This window comes from Novipirellula galeiformis (genome assembly GCF_007860095.1).
In the GTDB taxonomy this organism is placed as follows: Bacteria; Planctomycetota; Planctomycetia; order Pirellulales; family Pirellulaceae; genus Novipirellula; species Novipirellula galeiformis.
The window spans coordinates 652506-674114 of sequence record NZ_SJPT01000001.1 but is presented as its reverse complement, the minus strand read 5'-3'; the positions used below and the strand labels follow the sequence as shown (position 1 = coordinate 674114).

The 21609-nt window shown below is 53.4% G+C and carries 11 protein-coding genes; all 11 read left to right on the top strand.

From position 1 onward, the window contains the following. Nucleotides 1-213 precede the first annotated feature (213 nt). The 11 genes from Pla52o_RS02310 (at nucleotide 214) to Pla52o_RS02260 (ending at nucleotide 21551) form a co-directional block, all read left to right on the top strand. Complete coding sequence (locus Pla52o_RS02310) at nucleotides 214-1647, top strand: sigma-54-dependent transcriptional regulator (RefSeq protein ID WP_146592954.1); 1434 nt, start codon at nucleotides 214-216, stop codon at nucleotides 1645-1647. Nucleotides 1648-2121: 474 nt separating this feature from the next. Beyond that, complete coding sequence (locus Pla52o_RS02305) at nucleotides 2122-4293, top strand: DUF1553 domain-containing protein (protein WP_146592953.1); 2172 nt, start codon at nucleotides 2122-2124, stop codon at nucleotides 4291-4293. Nucleotides 4294-4345: 52 nt separating this feature from the next. Continuing rightward, the gene (locus tag Pla52o_RS02300; protein WP_231612034.1) at nucleotides 4346-5605 is read left to right on the top strand and encodes a DUF1501 domain-containing protein; all 1260 of its coding nucleotides are present in this window, start codon (nucleotides 4346-4348) and stop codon (nucleotides 5603-5605) included. 448 nt (nucleotides 5606-6053) lie between these two features. Beyond that, the gene (locus tag Pla52o_RS02295) at nucleotides 6054-8366 is read left to right on the top strand and encodes a tetratricopeptide repeat protein (protein WP_231612033.1); all 2313 of its coding nucleotides are present in this window, start codon (nucleotides 6054-6056) and stop codon (nucleotides 8364-8366) included. A 65-nt stretch (nucleotides 8367-8431) separates the two neighbouring features. Continuing rightward, the gene (locus Pla52o_RS02290; RefSeq protein WP_231612098.1) at nucleotides 8432-16093 is read left to right on the top strand and encodes a tetratricopeptide repeat protein; all 7662 of its coding nucleotides are present in this window, start codon (nucleotides 8432-8434) and stop codon (nucleotides 16091-16093) included. Next, nucleotides 16086-17042, top strand: coding sequence for a MotA/TolQ/ExbB proton channel family protein (locus Pla52o_RS02285; protein ID WP_197168946.1), 957 nt, complete (start codon nucleotides 16086-16088; stop codon nucleotides 17040-17042). Before Pla52o_RS02290 ends, Pla52o_RS02285 begins: the two co-directional genes overlap by 8 nt. Further along, the gene (locus tag Pla52o_RS02280; protein ID WP_146592949.1) at nucleotides 17029-17463 is read left to right on the top strand and encodes an ExbD/TolR family protein; all 435 of its coding nucleotides are present in this window, start codon (nucleotides 17029-17031) and stop codon (nucleotides 17461-17463) included. Before Pla52o_RS02285 ends, Pla52o_RS02280 begins: the two co-directional genes overlap by 14 nt. Nucleotides 17464-17471: 8 nt before the next feature. Beyond that, nucleotides 17472-17882 (top strand): ExbD/TolR family protein, encoded by a 411-nt coding sequence (locus Pla52o_RS02275; RefSeq protein ID WP_146592948.1) that lies wholly within the window; start codon nucleotides 17472-17474, stop codon nucleotides 17880-17882. Beyond that, nucleotides 17879-18319: a hypothetical protein gene (locus tag Pla52o_RS02270; RefSeq protein WP_146592947.1), complete on the top strand. Its 441-nt coding sequence runs from the start codon at nucleotides 17879-17881 to the stop codon at nucleotides 18317-18319. The genes Pla52o_RS02275 and Pla52o_RS02270 overlap by 4 nt, the downstream gene beginning before the upstream one ends. Beyond that, a complete protein-coding gene (locus tag Pla52o_RS02265; protein WP_146592946.1) occupies nucleotides 18316-19941 on the top strand; it encodes a DUF4159 domain-containing protein in 1626 nt (541 codons plus the stop codon). Before Pla52o_RS02270 ends, Pla52o_RS02265 begins: the two co-directional genes overlap by 4 nt. After that, nucleotides 19914-21551, top strand: coding sequence for a tetratricopeptide repeat protein (locus Pla52o_RS02260; protein WP_146592945.1), 1638 nt, complete (start codon nucleotides 19914-19916; stop codon nucleotides 21549-21551). Before Pla52o_RS02265 ends, Pla52o_RS02260 begins: the two co-directional genes overlap by 28 nt. The last annotated feature ends 58 nt before the right edge of the window (nucleotides 21552-21609 follow it).

The following is a 21609-nucleotide window of genomic DNA, read 5'->3' as shown; positions in this document are numbered from 1 at the left end:
AAATCAGGAGGCGACCAACCCGCCCAGCAAAGGGGCATTCTGTTTACAGTAAGACGCTTGAATCATTTGACTAGTTCCCAATGGCGACCTAGATATCTCTGGTGTTCGGAACCGGGGTGAATTTTCGCAAACCTTGTGTCCCCCCTACGTTAGTACCCTCAGGCACCACCATATCGTTCCCCCATCAAACGCCTTTCGATCTACGAAATACTCATGAGCGCACCAGCATCGATCCTTCTGGTCGACGACGATCAACACTTGGCCGACTCCATGGCTCAGTGGTTGCGTGAAATGTCTCATGATGTCGAGACCGCTTGGACACTTGGGTCTGCGAAAGCGGCGTTGAAGAAACAAAAGTTCGACTTGGTCATCACCGACCTTCGCCTGGGCGACGAAGACGGCTTTGATTTGATCGGGTACACCAAACAACAACATCCTGAGACATCGGTGCTGGTGATCACCGGCTATGCGACTCCCGACACTGCCGTCCAAGCGGTTCGCGCGGGCGCGTTTGATCTATTGACCAAACCGTTGATCGACGACGAATTGACGTTGGCGATTGAGCGTGCTGTCGAGCAGCGAAAGATTGCCCATGAAAACGAAACGCTGCGTTTGCAGTTGGATCGCCGCAGGGGGATGGAAAATATCCTCAGTCACGACTACCGCATGCTCAAAGTCTTTGATGTCATCGACAGCGTCGCGGACGCGCGTGCCTCCGTCTTAATCACTGGCGAAAACGGCACCGGCAAGAGTATGATTGCGCGAGCCATCCACGCTCGCAGCTCACGTCGAAACGGTCCGTTCGTCGAGGTCGCTTGCGGGGCGCTCCCCGACACGCTACTCGAAAGCGAATTATTCGGCCATGTTTCTGGAGCGTTCACTGGGGCCAACCATGACAAGCCCGGCAAGTTCGACATGGCTCACGGCGGAACGCTTTTCTTGGACGAAATCGCGACGGCAACGCCGGCGATGCAAGTCAAGCTGTTGCGAGTTTTACAAGAATTCAAATTCGAACCTCTCGGTGGCAACGAAACACACTCGGTCGACACCCGCGTGATCTTGGCAACCAACGAAGATCTCACCGGCGCAGTCACGAGCGGCTCCTTCCGCCAAGATTTGTACTACCGGATTAATGTCGTCAACATCGTGTTACCGCCGCTACGGGAACGTCCCGGCGACGTCACATTGCTAGTGGACCATTTCCTCACCGAAGCGGCAGAGTCATGCAGCCGAGAGATCGAAGGCTTTGACCGCGAGGCGATCGCGGCGCTGCAAAACTACAGCTGGCCGGGGAACGTCCGACAACTCGAGAACATCGTCGAACGAGCGGTATTGCTGGGTCGAGGTTCTTTGTTGACGGTCGACGATCTGCCCCCCGAAGTCACCGGGCGAACCGGCGACGTAGCATTTGCCAGCCCTGCGACCAGTCCCACAAGCCGCATCAACCATGTGATCGGGCAACTCGACGGCAAAACATTGCGTGAAGCGCTCGAAGCCCCCGAGCGAGAAATCATCCTTCAATCGCTCCGTTCGCATCGCTGGAATCGAGCCGCGACCGCCGACGCATTGGACATCAATCGCACGACGCTTTACAAGAAGATGAAGCGATTGGGCTTGGATGACCCCCGTTTGCAATACGCAAATTAAGGGGCGGCTTTGCAATGCCAAAGCGACACGACGCGATCACACAGGAGACTGCTGATTTCGTTAGTCGTTTTGGCCAACGCGGTGAAGCATTTTCTCGTAGCTAGCTTCGCCAGAAGGTGGTGATTCGCATTTGCGTGCCAACGTTCCACGCTCTGGCAAGCGTAGCTACCGAACGCAAATGCCGTAATTTACCGTCTCAAAATCTTTCACAGCGTTAGCCCAAATGGCTAACTTAGGAGCGGTGATGCCGTACTAAATCAGCTGTCTCCACTAGCTGGAGCGTGATGCAAAAGAACGGTCGATTGCCCGAACGGACGAAGCCTAGCGTAGGCGGCAGACCGATTTCGGCAAAATATACATCTCTTTTCTCATCCAATTGGGTACTTCGTTTAAGATCAGCGGTTCCTCGTAAGGTGGAGAAACGCCCCCGCTCCACCCCGCCTTAAGGCCACGATCCTCACGGAGCCACTTCGAATGCGGAAAATCGCTCAAACGTCGAGTCTGTTTTGGCTCGCGCTGCTGCTGCTGGGATGCTGTCTGCCATTCGCTGCCTCTCCCTTCGCGTTGGCGGCCGAGCTCGACGCGACGTTGCAACGAGAGAATGCCGAAAAAGGGGTCGAGCAAAACCCCATTGCACTCGTCGACGACCTTGGTTTTGCCCGCCGGCTGAGTCTCGACTTGACCGGCCGCATTCCCACGGGCAAAGAAATTGCCGAGTATTTGAAATGGCCTGAGTCCGAACGACGAGCGAAGTTGATCGAACGTTACATGCAGGACCAAGGTTTTGCGAATCGCTGGACCGCATTCTTCGCCGATCTACTTCGCATTCGCAGCAACGCAGAAGGAGGCACCGCACTTTTGGCGTTTGTTCATAATGCGATCCAATCGGATATGCCCTATGACGAAATGGCCCGGCGACTGATCGCGACCAATGGGAAATCAGGACGCACTCCCGAGGTTGGATTTATCCTTGGGGATGATGCAGATCCGATGGCGTTGGCAAGTTCGACGACGCAGGTCTTCATGGGGATTCGCATTAGTTGTGCCCAATGTCACGACCATCCTTTTGACAAATGGACACGCGAAGACTTTTATTCGGTGGCTGCCTTCTTCGGCAAAACGCGGCGTCGTGAAAACAACCTTACGAAAACGGTTTACACCACCGAAGACAAAATGATGAGGGTGATGTGGCCGCCTGAAGACGAATCGGACCCCGACGAACGTCAACCCATGACACCGAGTTTTCCGTTTCCGTTCTTAGACGAATCGGAAAACCTGAGCTTCATTGAGCGTTTCGAAACGTTACGTGCGGAACAAGAGGCTGCTAAAAGTGCGAGCGAAACTTCGGCTCCCTCAGTCGACGATCTGTTAGCGGCTGCCGACTCGAAAGCCAAGGGACGGCTGAACGGCAACTTCGGTGACGCGATGAAAGTGTCCGTCGAAGCTAAACGCGATATCCGCAAGATCGATGTGAACGCCGACCTGTTCCAAACGAGTGAATTGCGTCAAACCTTGGCGGAGAAAATCACCAGTCCCCGAAATCGGTTTTTCGCTCGACTACTCGTCAATCGCGTTTGGAAGGATCTCGTCGGCACCGGCTTTGTCGAACCCGTCGATGATTTTCGCGAGGACAATCCTGCGACGCATCCCGAGACATTGGACTACTTGGCCGAGGAATTTGTCGCCAGCGGATTTAGCTTTCGTTGGCTCGTCAATGAAATTGTGACGAGCGACACCTATGCCAGGAGCCATGTGCCGCTCGACGCCGATGAAATGAAGCGTGAGCAACTTGAAAAAGCTTTTCTTGCGACCCCGATGCGGCGAATGAAGGCCGAGGCGATGTACGATAGCATCGTCACGGCGGGTCATCTCAGCGAACCGAAACATTTGGCGGGCCAAAATCTTCGCGTGATCAAACAACGCGTCCGCGTCCCCGTTGACCCCGACACGCAAGCGGACTCTGGTTCGCAAGCATCCACTGCGGCGCCAGACATTGCAAGCGATAGTGACATGAATCAAACCCCCGCGATGCAAGATTCGATGATGGCTTCGGCGGAAAACTATGGACTCGAGAAAGCAATTGAATTGGATTTTGGCGAGTTACTAACCGTCAAAGAAGACGCACCGATGATTGAAGCGATGGAGAAAATGTCGCGAGCAGAAATCGAAGCGATGCGAATGAAGGAGAACCCCAAACCAAAATTGGGAATGAAATATGTGACCAAGATTGTGGAAAGAACGATTGATGACAATCCTCAGTTCAGCTCCGCTTATCGAATGGCAACACCGGCCCCGGCCGGCCACTTCTTGCGATTGTTCGGTCAACCTTCGCGAGTGGATCTCGGCGAAGACCGTCCTGAGAATGCTTCGATGCGTCAGGCCCTGATGATGCTCAATGGACAATTAACCCACGAGGCGGCCCGGGTCGGTTCGCTTGAACCGGTCTACCCCATGCTCGTTGGGCCTGATCAAGATTTAACTCGCGCCGTTCGCTACACCTACGTCGAGATTCTGACGCGATTGCCAACGACGGAAGAAGTAATCGAAGCGAAACAAATCGTTGCCGAAGGAAGTGACACGATGACCGGATTCGCCGATTTCCGTTGGATCCTACTGAACTGTAACGAGTTTCGTTTTTTACCGTAGGCGAATCGACCGCTCTCACTGTACCGTTTAATTTCCGCACCGGAGCCGAATCATGTTTGGATGCCAAGGTTACAAGTTGTCGCGTCGCCAAATGATGGCAGGCTCGGCGGCCGGCGCCACGTTATTGGGGATGCCGATCCCTCAATTACTGGCCGCCTCGGGTCGAGACCACGCGGCAACATGCGAAAACGTGATCCTGTTTTGGAACGGCGGTGGCATGTCCCACATCGACACCTGGGATCCCAAACCGGGACGTCCCACCCAGGGAGAATTCGCTGCGATCCGAACCTCGGTCGCCGACATTCAAATTTCGGAAATCTTTCCGACCGTTGCCAAACAGATGCATCATGCGGCGCTGATTCGCTCGATCGCCGGCACCCAAGGCGCTCATGAGCGTGCGGCCTATCATTTGCAGACAAGTTTCCTGCCTGGGCCCGTGCAACATCCTGGGATCGGTTCGGTGATCGCACATGAGAAGACAAAACGCGGCGATCTCCCCTCCTTTATCTCCATTAGTGGTCAAGCGAGAACAGCCAGCTATTTAGGGCAGCGGTGTGAAGCTTACTTTATCGCCAATCCCGGTGACCCCGATCCTTACTTGAAGTTTCCTGCGGGAGTGACGCAGCAGCGTGGCAGCAAACGGCTTGAAACACTGGAACGTTTCAACGGCCGCTTTAATCGAGGCACGTCGGACTCTCGATTGACGTCAACCTCGACGTCGATCGACGAAGCGGTGCGGCTGATGCAAAGTCCAGCCTTGACGGCGTTTGAATTAGACAAGGTTCCTCAACGGGATCGCGAGCGTTACGGTGACACTCCCTTTGGCCGTGGTGCCTTGTTAGCCAAACGGTTGGTCGAGCAAGGTGTTCGTTTTGTTCAAATTAACCGCGGTGGTTTCGATACCCACGGTGATAACTTTTTCAAAATGCGAGAACATGGCGAGGTCATGGACCCGGCGCTCGGTTCGCTGATCGAAGACCTCGCCGACAGCGGGATGATCGACAAGACGATGATCATTATGTTGTCGGAATTTGGCCGCACCCCACGCATTAACGAAGACGCGGGGCGAGATCACTGGCCAAAATGCTTTAGTGCCTTCCTTGCGGGCGGGGGTATCCACGGCGGAACGGTGATCGGTTCGAGCGACGAAGACGGGGGAACCCCCAAAGACAACCCTGTCCAGGTTTCTGATATTCACGCATCGATTTGTTACGCCTTGGGAATCGATCCAGACAAAGAAGTGATCACACCCCAAGGGCGTCCGATGATGCTGGTTGACAAAGGCACCGTGATTAAGAATTTATTCGCCTAAAGTGTTTTTGAGATCGGTCGTCGGGCCGGTTCCCACCAGACGGCTTGGGATTGGCTAGCTTGTGATTGGCCGGTGGGAACCGGCCCGACATCCCGCATCCATTTTCAATAGGTTCTAGTGCGGCTACCAGATTACCGATTGCGATTTGGTGCACGGTAGCTGTTAAAATTCGTTGTCGTTGATCCGTGCCGAAGAAACGTTATCAAGCTCTAACGCTCCCACGCTTAACGCAGTTGAAACACTCGCCATCCGTTGACGCAGAGTTGAGAGATCCATGAACGGCGAAAAATTTAAATGGCAAGGGGCTCAGCCCTCCGTGCTGCCGTAGCTTCCAAGGCCCAAAATGATTCACCGAGACCAACTTTTCTATCTAAGATAGGGAGCATTCCAACGCTTCCGTTCCCCACCTTTGTCACCTTCAATGCGACCCCACCGACTAAATGCTGCCTTGCGTTTTGCGATTCTCGTTTCATTGCTGACAACATGGTCAGTAAGGGGTGTTATCGTTTCGGCACAAACCGCACCTCGAGGTTCGCTAGTCGAAGACCGTGCTGCGCAAAAATTGGTCGCCGCCGGCGACACGCGTTACGAAGCGGAGGAGGTCTCTAAGGCGGTTGAGATTTGGCAATCGGTGATTGAACGCTACCCGCGCAGCAAAGTTCGTTTCGTCGCCCACATGAGACTCGGCGACTATTTTCTCGAGCGTGACCGCGCCTACGATCGTGCCCGTGTTCAATTTGAACCGGTCGCCGACGAAGCGAACACGGATCAAACACAGCGTGCTGAAGCAACGTTGAAGATGGGCATCTGTTTCTATCACGCCAGGAATTACGGCAAGTGCTTTCAATTGATGCGTAGCGTCATCGAATCCTTTCCGACCAGCCCTGAAGTGAACCAAGCCTATTACTACATCGGGCTCGGTCACTTTCAATTGGCGCACTACAGTCGAGCGATTGACGCGTTAGAGAAAGTGGGCACCACGCTTTCGAGCGATAAGACCGATGGCAACAAGTTGGAAGCGGGAAAGCGGTTCTTTATCAAAATCGAGGATGCCGATTTAGCCATCCTTGGACCGGAAACCGGAGTCAAGGTTCAGTGCAAATCGAGCGGTGGTGATTTGGAGGAAGCCATCTGTTACTCCGTCGGCCGTAACGTTCGTTTGGTGCTGGGATCAATTGCTTCGCGACTTGGCACCCCGATCCCAGGCAATGGTTTCTTAGAAGTCAAAGGAGGCGACACGGTTAGCGTGACCTACATTGACGAGCACACCGCCGAAAAGCAGCTGAAAGTCCCGGTGGTGATGGAAGTCCGCGTCGTTGGCGATGGTGTGGTTGCGATTACCGATGGTGCATTCGAAGAAACGCTCAGCGGAGTGGTCTTGGACAAAAACGTGAATCTGCGAGTTGTCGATCCGGACCGTGACGTTTCGGACGAGGCGGACTCACTGATGGCACTTGTCGAGATTTATCGTTTGAAGACGGACGAAGAACTCGAAAGCGAGATGACCAAGCGACATGCGACATCCGATGCCGATAACGAAGACGAGATCGACCGTTACAAACAAGTCGATCGACTCGAAGTCACGCTCATCGAAAGTGAACTTACCGAACAACAACAAGGCATCGCGCGAAGTGACACACCGCTGGACCGTTCCCCCCAAGACGAATCAACCCAGGACGAATCAACGGCCTCGCAGCTAGCGGCAACGACCAACGTGCCCATCACCAATCCAGTTCACGCCATTCACACAGGCGTTTTCTACGGAACGGTTGCGTTAGTCAAAACCGACACGCTCGATCCGAATGACCAGTCGCTTGGGGCATTACCGAGTGACCAATTGCGTTTGACCTACCTTGATCAATCCAACAGTGACGAGGGAGAGAAAACGTTAATGGCGAAGGCTCGCTGTTTAGAGGGCAACATTGGCGGCGTGCGTGTAACGCGAGCGGAGATCTCCGACCATGAATTGCGTGTACAAACTCAGCTTAAAACGGCCAGTGCGTTGACCAAGATCGGCAACCGTTACAAGGAGTTCGGGCTGAAGCAAAAGGCAACTGAGAAATATGAAGCCGCATTGGACGTTTGCGAAGAAATCATGGTGGATGCACGCCGTCTCGGCGGCCGGATGCTGGAGGAAACCTACGTCCAATTTTGGCACATCTACTTTGAGATGGAACGCTTGGAATTAGCCGCGACCATGTGCCAAAAATTACAACGCGAATTTCCCAACAGCGGTTTTGTGGACGATGCGTTGTTGCAGTTGGGAGAAGTGGCAATCAAACAAGAGAACTTTCGACGCGCCATCGGCATCTACACTCGCTTGGTGGAGATGGAGCAGAGCCAACTGCGTGGCGAAGCTCAATTCGGGATTGCCGAAGTTTACCAAAAGATGGCGGAAGCGGCGGGCGAGCGTGGAGGTGCAGAACTCGGCGACCGCGCATTCCAGGAATACAAAAAGGTGTTTGACCATTTCCCGGACAGCGGTCGTGTTGGCGAAGCCGTCGCCAAGATGGCGGATTACTACTATCAACGCGAAGACTTTGATCGCGCCATCGATACCTTTGAAACGGTGCTAGACAATCATCCCGATGCAATCTTTTTGGATGTGATTTTGTTTAACTACGGTCGCTGTTTGTATCGGATGCAGCGAAAAGCCGAAGCGCGTCGCCGCTTCGATCAATTGATTAGTGAGTTCCCCGAGAGTCCTTTGGCATCCGATGCCAAACAGATTTCCATGACGTTGTCTCAGGCAGGATTTTAATGCAGGCTCAAAAGCAACCGCTAACTCTGCGTGAACGACTCTCACCGAGGCGAAGTGCATCGGTGATGGCTAGGCTCCGATTGGTGCTGTGGTTTTACTTTTTGGTCATCGCTGTCCAGCCAACGCTTGCCGAAACCCCACTTGACGAAATCAGCCGCCAAGCTTCGCAGCTCGAAGCCGAATTAGGCAAGTACAATGACGCCGCGACCGAAGCGGCCGACGTGATGGTAAAGCTCGTTGCGTTGTATCACAGCGACGCCCGGGTGTTTGGATTAGTGCGAATTGGCAATCGTTTTGTTGCCACTCATCCCAACGACCCGCGACACAAAGATGTCATGCTGCAGACGATCGATGGCTTGCAGGCGATGAGCCGCAACAAAGAGTTGATCGTCGCGTGTCGTCAGTTTCTTTTTCGCTATCCTCAAGCAAAAGAATGCGGAGAAATTGAAATCCGTTTAGCGGAAACATTGGCTGCCGACGGAGACCAAAAATCCGCAGCTGCCGCGTTTCATGCGATTTGGAATCGGGAAAAAAACAATGCGTCAGGACGCCTCGCCGCGACGCGTGCGATTGAGCGTTATACGTCACTGGGCAAGGACCAAATTGAAATTGGGGCGAAACTGGCCGAGGACTTATTGGAACTGACGGACGGCACATTCGCGGTCGATGTCGGACTCAAAAGTGTCCATTCTTATGCGAAGATTGGAAAATGGGCCGAATCCAATCGCGCCGCCCAACGGCTGTTACAGAAAAAGGTCGTTAAGGACCCGCCCCCACTTCGCGAATTGCATCTTCGCATGGCAGAAAACTACGCTCGGTTGAAACAACACACCAGCAGTGTTCGAAGCTACGCGGAAGCTCGGGAAATCAAAGACGATCACCCCACTCACGCTGCCATGATCGACCAATTGAGCTATGCGAAGGCGAGCTCGCAAGAGATTGGACCGATCGCAAAACAGTACGCTCAAACCTATACGGATCGCAAAGATCAGTTTCGCGGACTGAGCGTCTTAGCTCAGGCTTACGTTCGCGAAAACAATCCCGGGGCCGCCATCTCGCTGCTCCACCGCGTGCTCGCGTTCGATGCCATCACCAACGACAGCGGACAAGTCTATGTGCAACAAAATGCGACCGACCCGGATCGCATGCAAGAGTCCGAAAAAGCACTACTCGCGGCGATTGAGAAAAACCCGTCTCAAGCGGCTTACCTACGTTACGTTTTAGCGTTCTCACTTTATCGCGATCGAATGAAGCAGGAAGAGAAAACGCGTGCGATACTACGAGAATTGATCCAGCAGTCGCCAACGGACGATGGGTATTCACGCGCTGCGGTCGATTGGCTTTTAAACTCGGCACGTGACGAGAAGGAATTCGATGAGGAATTAGCTCGCATCTTAAAGGCGCGGCGAGCCCATCCCGAGCTGGCGACGTTTGCAAAATTCGTGGGTGATTGGCAACAAGGCGCGCGGCGAGATGCGAAGCGAAAAGAGCGGAGTCAGATCGCCAAACGCGAGCTAGACCGTGCTGATGATGGGCCTGTGGAAAAACTAATCGCGAGCCAAACCTTTGGTCATTCCAGTCAACAAGCAAAAATTCGCGACCAATTACTTGCTGACGATACGATCGAGAAGCTGAACGAGACGTACATCAATCGCTTACTCGATGTTCAAGGCTATTTCTATCGTCACTATGTCCATGCAAGTGAGCGAAAAGCGTCGGCGACCTACTATGGAAAACTTGCACTGCGTCAACCCAAGGAGTTCGAACCGGCACGTAAATGGCTCGAGTCGGCAACGGACTATGCTGCCGACGAAGTTGCCAAAGAATCTGCGCTGCATGTTCTGAGTTTCCCACCTCAAGATTGCGGATCCGATGTTTTGCGGCGGCTGATGAAAGCTGCCGACAAAAACAGTGATGCCGAGCTTGCCCGCCAATCACTCGTCTGGATGACACAAGCACAAGCCAAGTTTGGAATCGATCCCGGCTCCGCGTCCTACATCGGAGATGTGCTGCATAAATTGGGCTTAAAGCCTGAGGCGATTAAACTCTGGCAAACTCATCTAACAACGGATCGCCGTCATTACGAATCTCGGGAATGTGCGTCGCGTCTCATTCGTGAACTCGAGGAAGACAAGGTGATCGCCTTTCTCGAAGAATTGATCTCGCACGACACGCCGTTTCATGGTCGTTATGCGACTTGGCTGGCTGACGAATACCTAAAACGGAAAGATTACACCCGCTTTGCCAAGGTGATCGCCGATGCCACCGCGCGTCGTGCGGAACATCCTTTCGAAGCATGGGACATTGATCATGGACGTATCAACGAATGGGTCGCCCGCTATCGACGAGAAACCGAGGTAACCGACGAGGAACGTCGCCAAGTCCACACCGCCGTTGCATCCATGCAATATGGCACGCTCTCTTCGGCAGCACGTTTAGCGATGATGGAGCGAGATTCGGCAGATCCGAGTGGACGGATGAAACGTATCCTGGCCTGCCAACGCGCCACCGTCTTGGTCGACGACCGCTGGAACGCTTGGGACGCATTGTTTCCGTTTTCTCAATCATTCCTGACGTCCCAGCAGTACATGGAAGCGGCGACGATCGCCTCGGGCTTACTCGCCAATTTCTCCAAAGTGGACGACCGCCGCTTAAAATCAGCACGCGACATCGTGACGCAAAGCTATACGCAAATGGGCAGCGTGGGATTGACGATTGATGAATCCAGTCCGATCGCGCCGCTGATGCAAGCCGCACTCTATTTGAGACTCGGTGATGAAGCCTTGGCATTGGCAACGTACGATGAAAATCGTGCTTTGTTTGATTCACACCGAAACGAACTTCCCATCGACTTGATTCGATTTGTTTGTCAACAACGGATGACAGCTAGTGGAGATAGCAATCACGAGTATGTCGAAGATGTGTTGAGAGGATGGTTGGTCGCACATAGTGAATCGAAACAAGTCGACGAGGAATCCAAGGCGGAAATCCAGCTCCTACTGGCAACCAACTACTTCAAAGCCAAACGTTACGACGTTGCTCGTAGCGAATACACCTCGACGATCAATCGCTATCCCGATTCCAAACAGGCAATCGAAGCCCGCTTTGGGATCGGCGAATCGTTTATGGCGCAAAAGGTTTATGACCAAGCGGAACTTGTGTTCGAGGAACTTTCACGTAACCGGGAACTCGAAATCGTAGTGCGAGCGGAGTTTTTGCGTGGCGTACTCGCGTTCCGGCGTGGTGACCGTGACGACGCTCGTGAAATTTTCCGAAGTGTTTTGGAACGTGTCCCCAATGTCGAACTTGCAAACCAAGCTCTTTTTAGCCTGTCCGAAGTTTATGGCGTCGAAGAACGTTACATCGATCAATTGAATTTACTCCGCACCGTCGGACGATTAGGGCGGCGTAGCACTCGCTTGCATTCTCCGGGCATGCCGCTTTCGATCGTCGTTCACGACAGCGACTTAGGAATTAGTCGCGGGCATAACAAAATCCCAGTCATCGTCACAACCCAGCCAAGCGGTGACGTCGAGCGTGTGATGTTAACCAGTGCCGGAGCCGGACGAGGACTCTTCCGAGCGGATGTTGAAACTCGACTCGGCGATGCCCAGCCCGACGATGGCGTTCTGCAATTGCTGGGTGGAGACACGATTCAGTGTGATTATCCCGATGAGTTTAAGTCGGAATTCAAACGGGTGCCTCTATCGGATGTGGAAATCCGGATCGCATCGAATGCCAAGTTCGAAGCCGCCAGCAGTAAGATCGTCGATCAAGTAGCCGAGTCGTTTAGCGACCGCGTCGCGAGAGAAGCCGCCGAAGAAGAAAATGCAAATGCCGCCGACTTGAGAGTCTCACAAATTCGTCCCGAGAATCAGATCAAGCCTGGAAATGACATTCATTTTCGAGTCATCGATCCAGACCGCGATCGCACGAATGATCGTGATCAAGTCCCGATCAAATTGCTTGCTGACAGCGGCGATCATTTGCAACTATTGCTAACAGAGACCGAACCGCACACGGGAATTTTTGAGGGGACCGCGAAAACAGCTGAACTGCCTGCCGGTGCGCTCGCCAGCGACACCGCCATCGATCACAACCCGTTGATGGCGATCGATCACGATGAAAAAACGATGTGGTTAGCCGAGCCTGACGGTGCGACGCCAAAAACCTTGACCGTGGACATGAAAGATTTGCGTGAGGTAACACAAATCAAGATGACGACGCCGGATGCAACCAAAAGTGCTCCGGTTCGCTTTGACTTGCGGGGCAGTCATGACGGTGAGTTTTGGTTCCGGATCGCCAGCCAACCTAAAAACGAAAGAGTCGCTGCAGCGGAGACCTCATTTGGTCGCATGCGACAACGAGTTTATGTGGGCAAGTACTACCATTATTCGCAGTGGAACCAAGTCGTCGACCTCGGTAATAATCGCGAAGCAGCAGAAACTCAGAAGGTTGATGAGCTGGCATGGGCTCCGAGTGAAAAGGATGATCAAGCTCGCAATCCGCACGCGGTCATCTGGTCTGGGAAATTCATTCAACCTCGCGATGGCGCCGTCCGGATCATGGTGAAAGCCGCCGTCAGTGCAATCGCGGTGGGCGAGTCGCTGGAGTTACCCATGGGGACAGGAAAACGATCCGTCGACCTTTGGCTTGCTCGCGGCAGCCACGATTTGACGCTCTTTGCGGCGACCAATGCGAATGGCAATCCAGTGGAAGCCACGATCGCCCGAGCCAGCCTACAATCCGAGCGAGTCACGCTGTCGCGTTTCCAGGCATCGGACTTTGACCTCGACGATTCTGCAGCGAACGTCAACCCGAAACCCACGTCCACCGTGACACCGATTTCGCTAAATATCGCGGATACCAAGATCGACAACCAATCGGGCCAGTTCGGGGAAAAGGCCAACGGCGAGCAACCGTTGCTGCATTCTTGGGCGTCGCTTGAAGATTCAGCGGCGTGGGAATTTGATGTCGAAAAACCTGGAGTGTATGAACTCTGGCTCGATTGCGCGCACCCAGGCGAGGCGAGTCGTTTTGCCGTGGAAGTGGAAGGGCGTTCGTTTTCGGCCGAGGTGCCCGACACACGCAACTGGAACCGATTCCAAGACACCCATGTGACCACGCTCCTGTTCCAAGAACCGGGACGCAAAACGCTTCGCATTAAGCCAATTGCCATCACCAATGGGGGCCTGATGGATTTGCGTGGGATCACACTACGATCGCCCACATCGGCGGCGATCCTGGCGATGGACAATGCCTGGGACATACGATTCCCAACCCGTGAGATTCGTTACGCACGTTTCGAATTCAACGAATACCTTGGCGAAAGCGTCGCGGTGAATCATATCCAAATCGCAGGAGAAAATCCCGACGACGTATTCATTCCCACCAAGCAGGATGTGTTGGCGTTGGCGAGCAATGACTCATTGGAAATTGCGGCGGGCGATACGGTCACAGCAACCTACACCGACATGATGACCCAGAATGAAACAGGCAGCAGCCAATTGCTTAGCAAAAAATTAACCGCCACCTATTTCAACGCCCAAATCACTCCGATCACCTACGCGTTCACGCGTGATCGACTTGGCCGAGTCAGCGAATCGCAATTGAAGTTGAAACGAATCGATGCGAAGGAGCGCATCGTGATTGAAGTTCGCGACTACGACCAGGACCGCACTCCGCAACGCGATGAAATCGAAGTCGAAGTTGCGGTCAACGAGGGCGAAGTCCTGAAACTGATTGCGACGGAGACCGAAGAATACTCAGGGATTTTCACGAAAGAAGTGGACACGTCGGATCATGAGGAAGAGGGCAAACTAAAGGTGCAACCCGGTGATCAAGTGAGGCTTCGTTACTTCGATGCTCAGAATACATTCCCAGGTCACGGTATTGCTCGCGAAGCAATCGTTTATGTCAGCCAACCCAGCAATGGCCAGATCCGCATTTTGCAAACGCGAACGAAACCTCGGACGTCGGACAATCTTGGGCCACCGCAAATTGAAGTGCTCGACCAACCTCAAATTGAAAAGCACCCCGATGCAGCAAACGACAGTCTGGTTGCCCTCGATGCCCCTTTGACTATCGAAGTGGTGGATCCCGACCGAGCGAAGAACAGCGGCAGCACGGTCAAGGTCGCATTATTGACCGACGAAGGTTCGGCGGTGATTGTCGAGTGTGTCGTTTCCAACGCATATGTTGGTCGTCGCCAATCTCGAGACATCGACCAAGCACTTCAGGAAGGACGCTTCGTGGGTCAAGTGAATCTGCAACTCGGAGGCGTCCATAGTCCCGAGTTAGTTCCGCAAACCGCACAAATGCCCCGTAATTTGATCGGCTCCGTACTCGCAGCCGACCGAAAATCCGATGACGCGTTGAGCAACCCCATGATCGTCCGCGTGCTCAATGTAACGGGAAAAGATAAGATTACCGCAGCATATCAAGATAAAGAGAACACAGACCACGCCCCGCTAAAACGTTTGGCAACCGGACGCTTGGTCACCGATGGGGTACTGACAGTCACCGATCGCGAATACAAGGACGCGATTAAGAGTGTCCATGTTGGCGAGAAACTTTACATCACGCTCGCCGATCCTGATCAGGATCAGTCGGACGAGCGGGACCGCGTTACGGTGCTCATCCAAACGGAACGTGGTGAAAGCGAGTCCGTGACTCTTTCCGAAACCTTGGCTCATAGCGGTTTGTTTGCCGGATCGTTTACCCTCGCTGCCTCGGAAACACCAACACCCAACAATATGACGGAGAGCCAAGCGGAGATCGAGTCATATTTTGGTGACACGATCACATTGACCTACAACGACCCCACGTCGGCGACGCCTGCTGAATCGTTTCAGTGCAAACAATCGATTCCCGTCGTCGTGGGCACGGATGGTTTGGTCACCGCGTTTACGAAAACATTCAATGACGAATCGCTCGCGGTCGAGACGAAATTTCGAATTGCAGAAAGTTACTTTGAACTTTTCAAAAGTCACAAACAGCTCGAACGTGGCGACGATCAAAAGCGAGATTTAGAAGCCGGACGGCGAGTTTTACGCGAGGTGATGGAGGACTATCCGGATCCCAAATATGCTCCCCGCATCGCCTACCTGTTGGGTCAATTCGCCCAAGAACTTGAGCAATGGGATGAAGCAATCCGGTCGTATGAGATGATTATCCGTCGCTATCCCGACCATACCCTGGCCGCCGACGCACGGTACAAATTGGCGCAATCCTACGAACAGGCGGGTGATTTCGACGAAGCCCTCGAGGCCTATGTGACGCTTGCCGCGACACACCCCAACAGCCCATTGATTGCCAGCGTGATGATCCGTATTTCCGACTACTTCTACCAAAAAGAAGACTTTGATGTCGCAGCTCAGGTGGGCGAGAAATTTGGCGAGCGGTTCGAGGGTCACGAACACGCTGCGGAGATGGCGTTCCGCATCGGTCAATGTTATTACAAAATGGAAAACTTCAAGTTGGCCGGAACGGCGTTCGACCAGTTTGCCAAAACGTTCCCTGATGACGAACTTAGTTCCGATTCACTTTTTTGGTCCGGCGAAGCCTATCGGCTGGGCCGAAATAATCAAGAAGCGTTTCGCAGGTACAATCGTTGTCGTTGGGATTATCCCGAAAGCGAGGCTGCGAAATACTCTCGAGGTCGACTCGCACTCCCTGAAATGCTGCAACAATTTGAAGCGGAAGCCAATAGCGTCGATAATGAATAGATTGATAACACGAACCATGATGGTCGGTCTGTGGCTGGTCTTGCTGAGTCCCATGGGGGGCTTCGCTCAAGACGCGGTGGCACCGGCAAACGCCGGAATCTCGGACATGGACGGGGCGACTTCTAACTCGCCGACACCTCCTCTGCCGTCAAGCGACGCCCCACCGAATGAGGCGGGTTCGAATGAGAGTGGGACGCCAGACGCCCCCCCTTCACAAACCTCAACCACCGAGGACGGGCTGCTGAGCCACATCCAAGAGTTCCTCAACACACCGCCTCTTGGATACATGTTCCAAGGTGGCATTTTCATGTGGCCGATTCTCTTGATGGGAATCATTGGCGCAGGGGTGATCATCGAGCGTTACCGAAGTTTGAACATGTTGGCGACCGACTCAACGCAACTCCGCAGCGACGTGCGAACGATGTTGGATGAGGATCAGATTCAACCAGCGTTCGATCTCTGTAATGCCCAACAGGGCCCCGTCCCAGCCATCCTGGCAACAGGATTGCGAAAGTATTTAGTGATGCAGCGACTTGGACATGAACCCGCCAAGATTGAAGAGCAGGTCGTCAAGTCGATGGATGACTACAGCGTTCACATTGTCGCTGCGTTGGAGCGACACCTGCCGATCCTGGCAACGATCTCCAGCGCCGCCCCCATGCTCGGGTTCCTGGGAACGGTTCAAGGAATGATCGTCGCCTTCGATGACATCGTCCTGAAAATGGGCGAAACCAATATCGTCGAGGCCGCGGCATCGGGTATCAAGGTTTCGTTAATGACGACATGTTTCGGATTGATCGTCGGCATCCCTGCGTTCGTGGCCTTCAATTACTTCACCGGGGTGATCAATCGCTTTGTGTTGGACGTAGAAGAATCCGCAACTGAAATGATCGAAGCCGTAACCCTCCAAAACGCAATTGCCGCTGCGGATCAAAATGCGAAGTGCTAGACGAACCAGCAAGCTGTTGATCGAGCCGCCGACGAGCGCAACGGGCGACATTGCGTTCAATCTGATTGTGTTTTTCTTAGTGTGCGCATCAATTCAGCCGGATAGCGGACGCCAACAAGACATCCCTCGAAGCGAGGAGAACCAACAGCAGAAAGAAGAAGCCAAGAATATTGAAATCGCAATTACAAGCAATCTCAATGCAGTTTCAATTAACGGCGACACGATTCGATCTTCGGAACTGACCTCGAAGCTATCCGCCATGATGAAAGGCAAAACACGACCCGAGGACCGGATTGTGATTGTCAAAAGCAAAACGGATACTCCTTACCATCACTGGATCGATATCACGGGCGCTATCGAGCAGTCGGGCGGGCTAGTCACGATCCAACGCGAAGAAGAGCAAACGATCCAGGTTGACTAAGTAGCGTTATGAAAATCACTCGCAAAAAACACGCTGCCACGGTGCCGAGCATGGCGATGGGAGATATCGCGTTCAATCTGCTAATCTTCTTCGTCATTCTTGCGCGGGCGACTGATGACAGCCACTTGCAATGGGAACCCGCGGATGCAGAGCAAGTCACGACCGGTGGCGTCTCGACGGTCAGTGTCGTGATTGATGTTGAAAACAAGTATTACATCAATGGAGAACCTGTCGGCATCGCTCAAATCTCGCCTCAGATTAACGAGATTCTCGGCGATGCACCGCTGGAGGATCGCAAAGTGCTGCTAAAAGTTCACCGCGACGCAACGGCCAATCATTTTGAGCCGGTGATTGAAGCCGTCAGCGAAGCTGGGGGTCAATTGTTTCATATATTGGAAGAAAAACGGGTAAGTCCATGAATCTGCCACCCGCAATCAAAAAAAAATCATCCGCGGACGAGTTACGTGCGCTCGTCGCGGGGCTGCAGCCTCGCAGTCCTCAAGAAGTGATGGGGCAAGCAGCGTCAAGCAGTCTGATTGCCAGCACGATCATGGCCACGTTGATCGGTGGCTTGTTGATCGTCGTGATGACAGCCACCGTCTTTCTGTTTGCTTCTGAACCTTCGCCCAAAAAACCGACGACCGAGGTTGCAAAAACGATGACCGAGCAAGCCTCGGTTGCTCCTTCCAAGGAACCGCAAGCGAGCGTCACTACCGCAGCTCAAGATCCGGCGGTACCAAAGCCGGCGACCGAAGCCGCAGTTGACGCGATGGGGATCAGTGAAACGAAAGATCCCAATTCCAGCACCGAACCCCTCCAATCGCGACTCGACAAATTATTGGACGGACTCGAGTGAACGCAGTCAATCGATTTCGCAAGCTGAGCCCGCCTGCGCAGTGGACGATCGGCTATTTGGCCGTTTGGTTGTTGCTGCTATTCGAATTAAGGACGGTCCAGTGGTTTCCGCTCGGGATACACGTGTTGTATTGCGTTATCACGATTCCGCTGGGGATGGTTTGGTTTCGCCGCGCCCGGATCACGGTGACGTCTGACACACTTCATCCGCTCTGGGAGTCGACTGAGATCGTCGCTCGACCTTCGGAGTTGTTTGTAGGCAACGAAACCCAAAGCCGTGTTCGGCAAACTCCGCCTCGCTGGCGACTTTCACAGCGTGAACGACGCTATCTCGTTGCGTCGGTAATCTATGTGCTGTGGTGGCATTTGGCGTTACTGATATTGGACCTCTTGGTTTGGGATGCCGCCCGAGCCTCTTTGGCACGCGTCGGAATGGGGGCACTCTTTTTCATCGGCTTGATGTGGGTGGTTTGGGGGATTGAACGAGCGTCGACGTTTTACGCACAAACGCCATTGCCGGAAGATGGCAAACGGATCTGGAACCCCTTGGATTTACGTGCCTGGTTCTATGCGGTTCAGTGGTGGCCACCTCCGCTCGGCAATCTCCTATCACTGATTCGCCATCCGAATCGTGTCGCGTCTTGGAAACCGAGTATGCGAAATCGCAAACTCGATCAATCGTTTGTGGCGCTGCTGAGTTATAGTTTTGCGTTCTTGCTGCTATCGCTATTGTTCAGCCAGCTACGGGGATGCCGCGAGATTTACGAAATGCCCGCTGGAGGTGGAGAACAAAAGCAACTCGCCCAAGTGGTCAAAATCAAAAAGGTGATCCGCAAGAAATACGTCGTCAATCCGCTCAGTGCCATCCGTTTCGCGGTCCCTCCGATTGATGAGGTGCAACTCAAATTGATGGAGATCACCGAACACGCCTACACCGTCGGTTTTGGGGAAGGCAAAGGAGCGGGGTTCAGCGAGGGCACCTTTCGCGGCAAAGTGCGATTGATTCGCTTGGAGTATTCCGGCGGCGACTGGGACCAAGACTTTGGCATTGGTGGCGACTTGAACATGTTGTTGGAGTACGGCATCCGGACGTCACATCACGTCGCCGAACAAACCGAATCACGCACCATCAGCCAGCTCCACAATTTCCCCATCGGCAAAAGCCCTCCTCTGGTTTACATGACCGGTCAACAGAACATCTCGCTGTCGAGCTCGGAAGTCAAAACGATGCGAGAGTATCTAGTGGACAAGCACGGGATGTTGTTTGCTGACAACGGCGGAAGCCGGCATTTTCACAACCAATTCATCGCGATGATGAATCGTGTCCTGCCCGATGTTCAAGCCGTTCCGATCCCACTTGATGATGTGATCCATCGAATCCCTTATCAAATTCCCTACTTGCCTTACGTCGCGCCCCATGGTGGCAAAGAGGCACTGGGATGGTACCGGGATGGCCGCTGGTTGGCCTATTATCATCCCGGTGACATTGGCGACGCCTGGGCCGATGGGCACGCCGGAGTTAACGCGGACATTTGGGAATCATGTTACCGCACGGGTACTAACGTCATATTTTACGCACACGCGGAATACTCAAAATGGCTCGAAGCTCAAAACAAAGATTAATCATTGCGGTGATCCTCACGGCGCTGACGGTTTCAGTCGGCAATCCGCTGTCGGCTCAATCGCACGGAATCAACGAGATGTCTCTTGAGCGATGGGCGAAGCTGCGCGAAGTCGAACGCCATCAGCTGAAGATCGCGGAAAAATACTTTCTTGAAAAGAGCTGGAGTGTCGCTGCGGACGAATACGACAAGTACCTAACTCTTTATGAAAGTAGTGATGCGGCATCGTACGTGATGTTGAAATGGAGCTTATGCCAAGTCGAAATGCGGCGACAAAACACAGCAATCAAGGACGGCTTCCAATCCGTCATTGACTACTGGCCCGAATCCGACGACGCCATCGCAGCCAGCTACTACAAAGGAAAAACGCTCAAAGACATCGGACAAAATGAAAAGGCAAAGCCGGCGCTGCAACAGGTTTTAGAAGACCACCCCAAACACCATGTCTCGGTTTATGCTGCGGTGCAATTGGCGGAGATTGCTGCGTTGGAGGACAATCTCGGGGACAAGATTAAGCAATGGCGTCATCTCACCTTCGATGTCATTCGCGACAATGCGACATCCCGGTGGTGCCAAGAGGCTTCGCAACACCTAGCGTCGCACCAATTAGCCCATGGCGAATTTGACGAAGCGGTCAAGGCGTTAGAGACCACGTATGACGCCGAGCGACTACCTTTGGAGTTGGTGAACCGTTCACAGAGTGTCCTGGAAACATCGATGCGAGAGAGTGCAACGGCAAGCCAAGGGAATCGTCTCGCGGATCAATTGATCCAATTTTTGCGTGAGCAAGAACCAGCCGAACTCGATGATGCATCGGCAAAATCGGCTGCAACTCAGTTGCTTTACCTCATCGCTCGTGTTCAGCGAGTTGTGAATCGCGACGAGGATGTACTCAAAACATTCGGCGAAATTGCAAACCGGTTTGGCGCCGATGATGAATTGCTCAGCCAAACGGCTGAGTATTACCAAGCCAAACAGAATTTCGACAAAGCTCGGCAAGCGTTCCGTAACTTCAAAAACCAACCGGACGGGCTGTCCCGTGTCGCCCGCAGCTATCGCCAAGAAAAGAATCCTGAGTTGGCGATCCTCACCTACGCGCAACTGGTCTCCATCGATCCCGAACAAACTGCAGTTTGGAAAGCGGAAATGGCCATGACGTATCGTGAAGCGTCCAAGCACGCCGAAGCGATCAAGATCTACGAAGCATTGTTAAATGAAGATCGTGAGCACAGTGACAAGTGGTTATGGGAAACCGCGATGACGTATCGTGATGCCTCAAAATGGAAGGAAGCGATCGGCTTTTTCCGACAAAGCGATCAGTTCCCGAACAATTACCGCGAGATGGCATGGTGTCATCGACGGCTAAAGCAATATGGCGAGGCGGTGATTTTGTACAACCAAATCGCAGGGGGCCATGAGTCGTCTGCTCCCTGGGCCGTGTTACAAATTGGCTATACCGAAGAAGAAGCGGGTAATCAAGAGCGAGCGATTACAGCGTTCAAGAAAGTGTGCAAGCAGTTCCCCAAGGACCGGCATGCCAGTCAAGCTCACGCTCATTTACAAAACAAGTACAAGCTTTCGGTCACGCTCGGTGGTGCAAAACAAGATTAGTTCGAATGATTCACCCGGACCACCGATTTCCAATGCGATGTGTTTCATTGCAATGGCC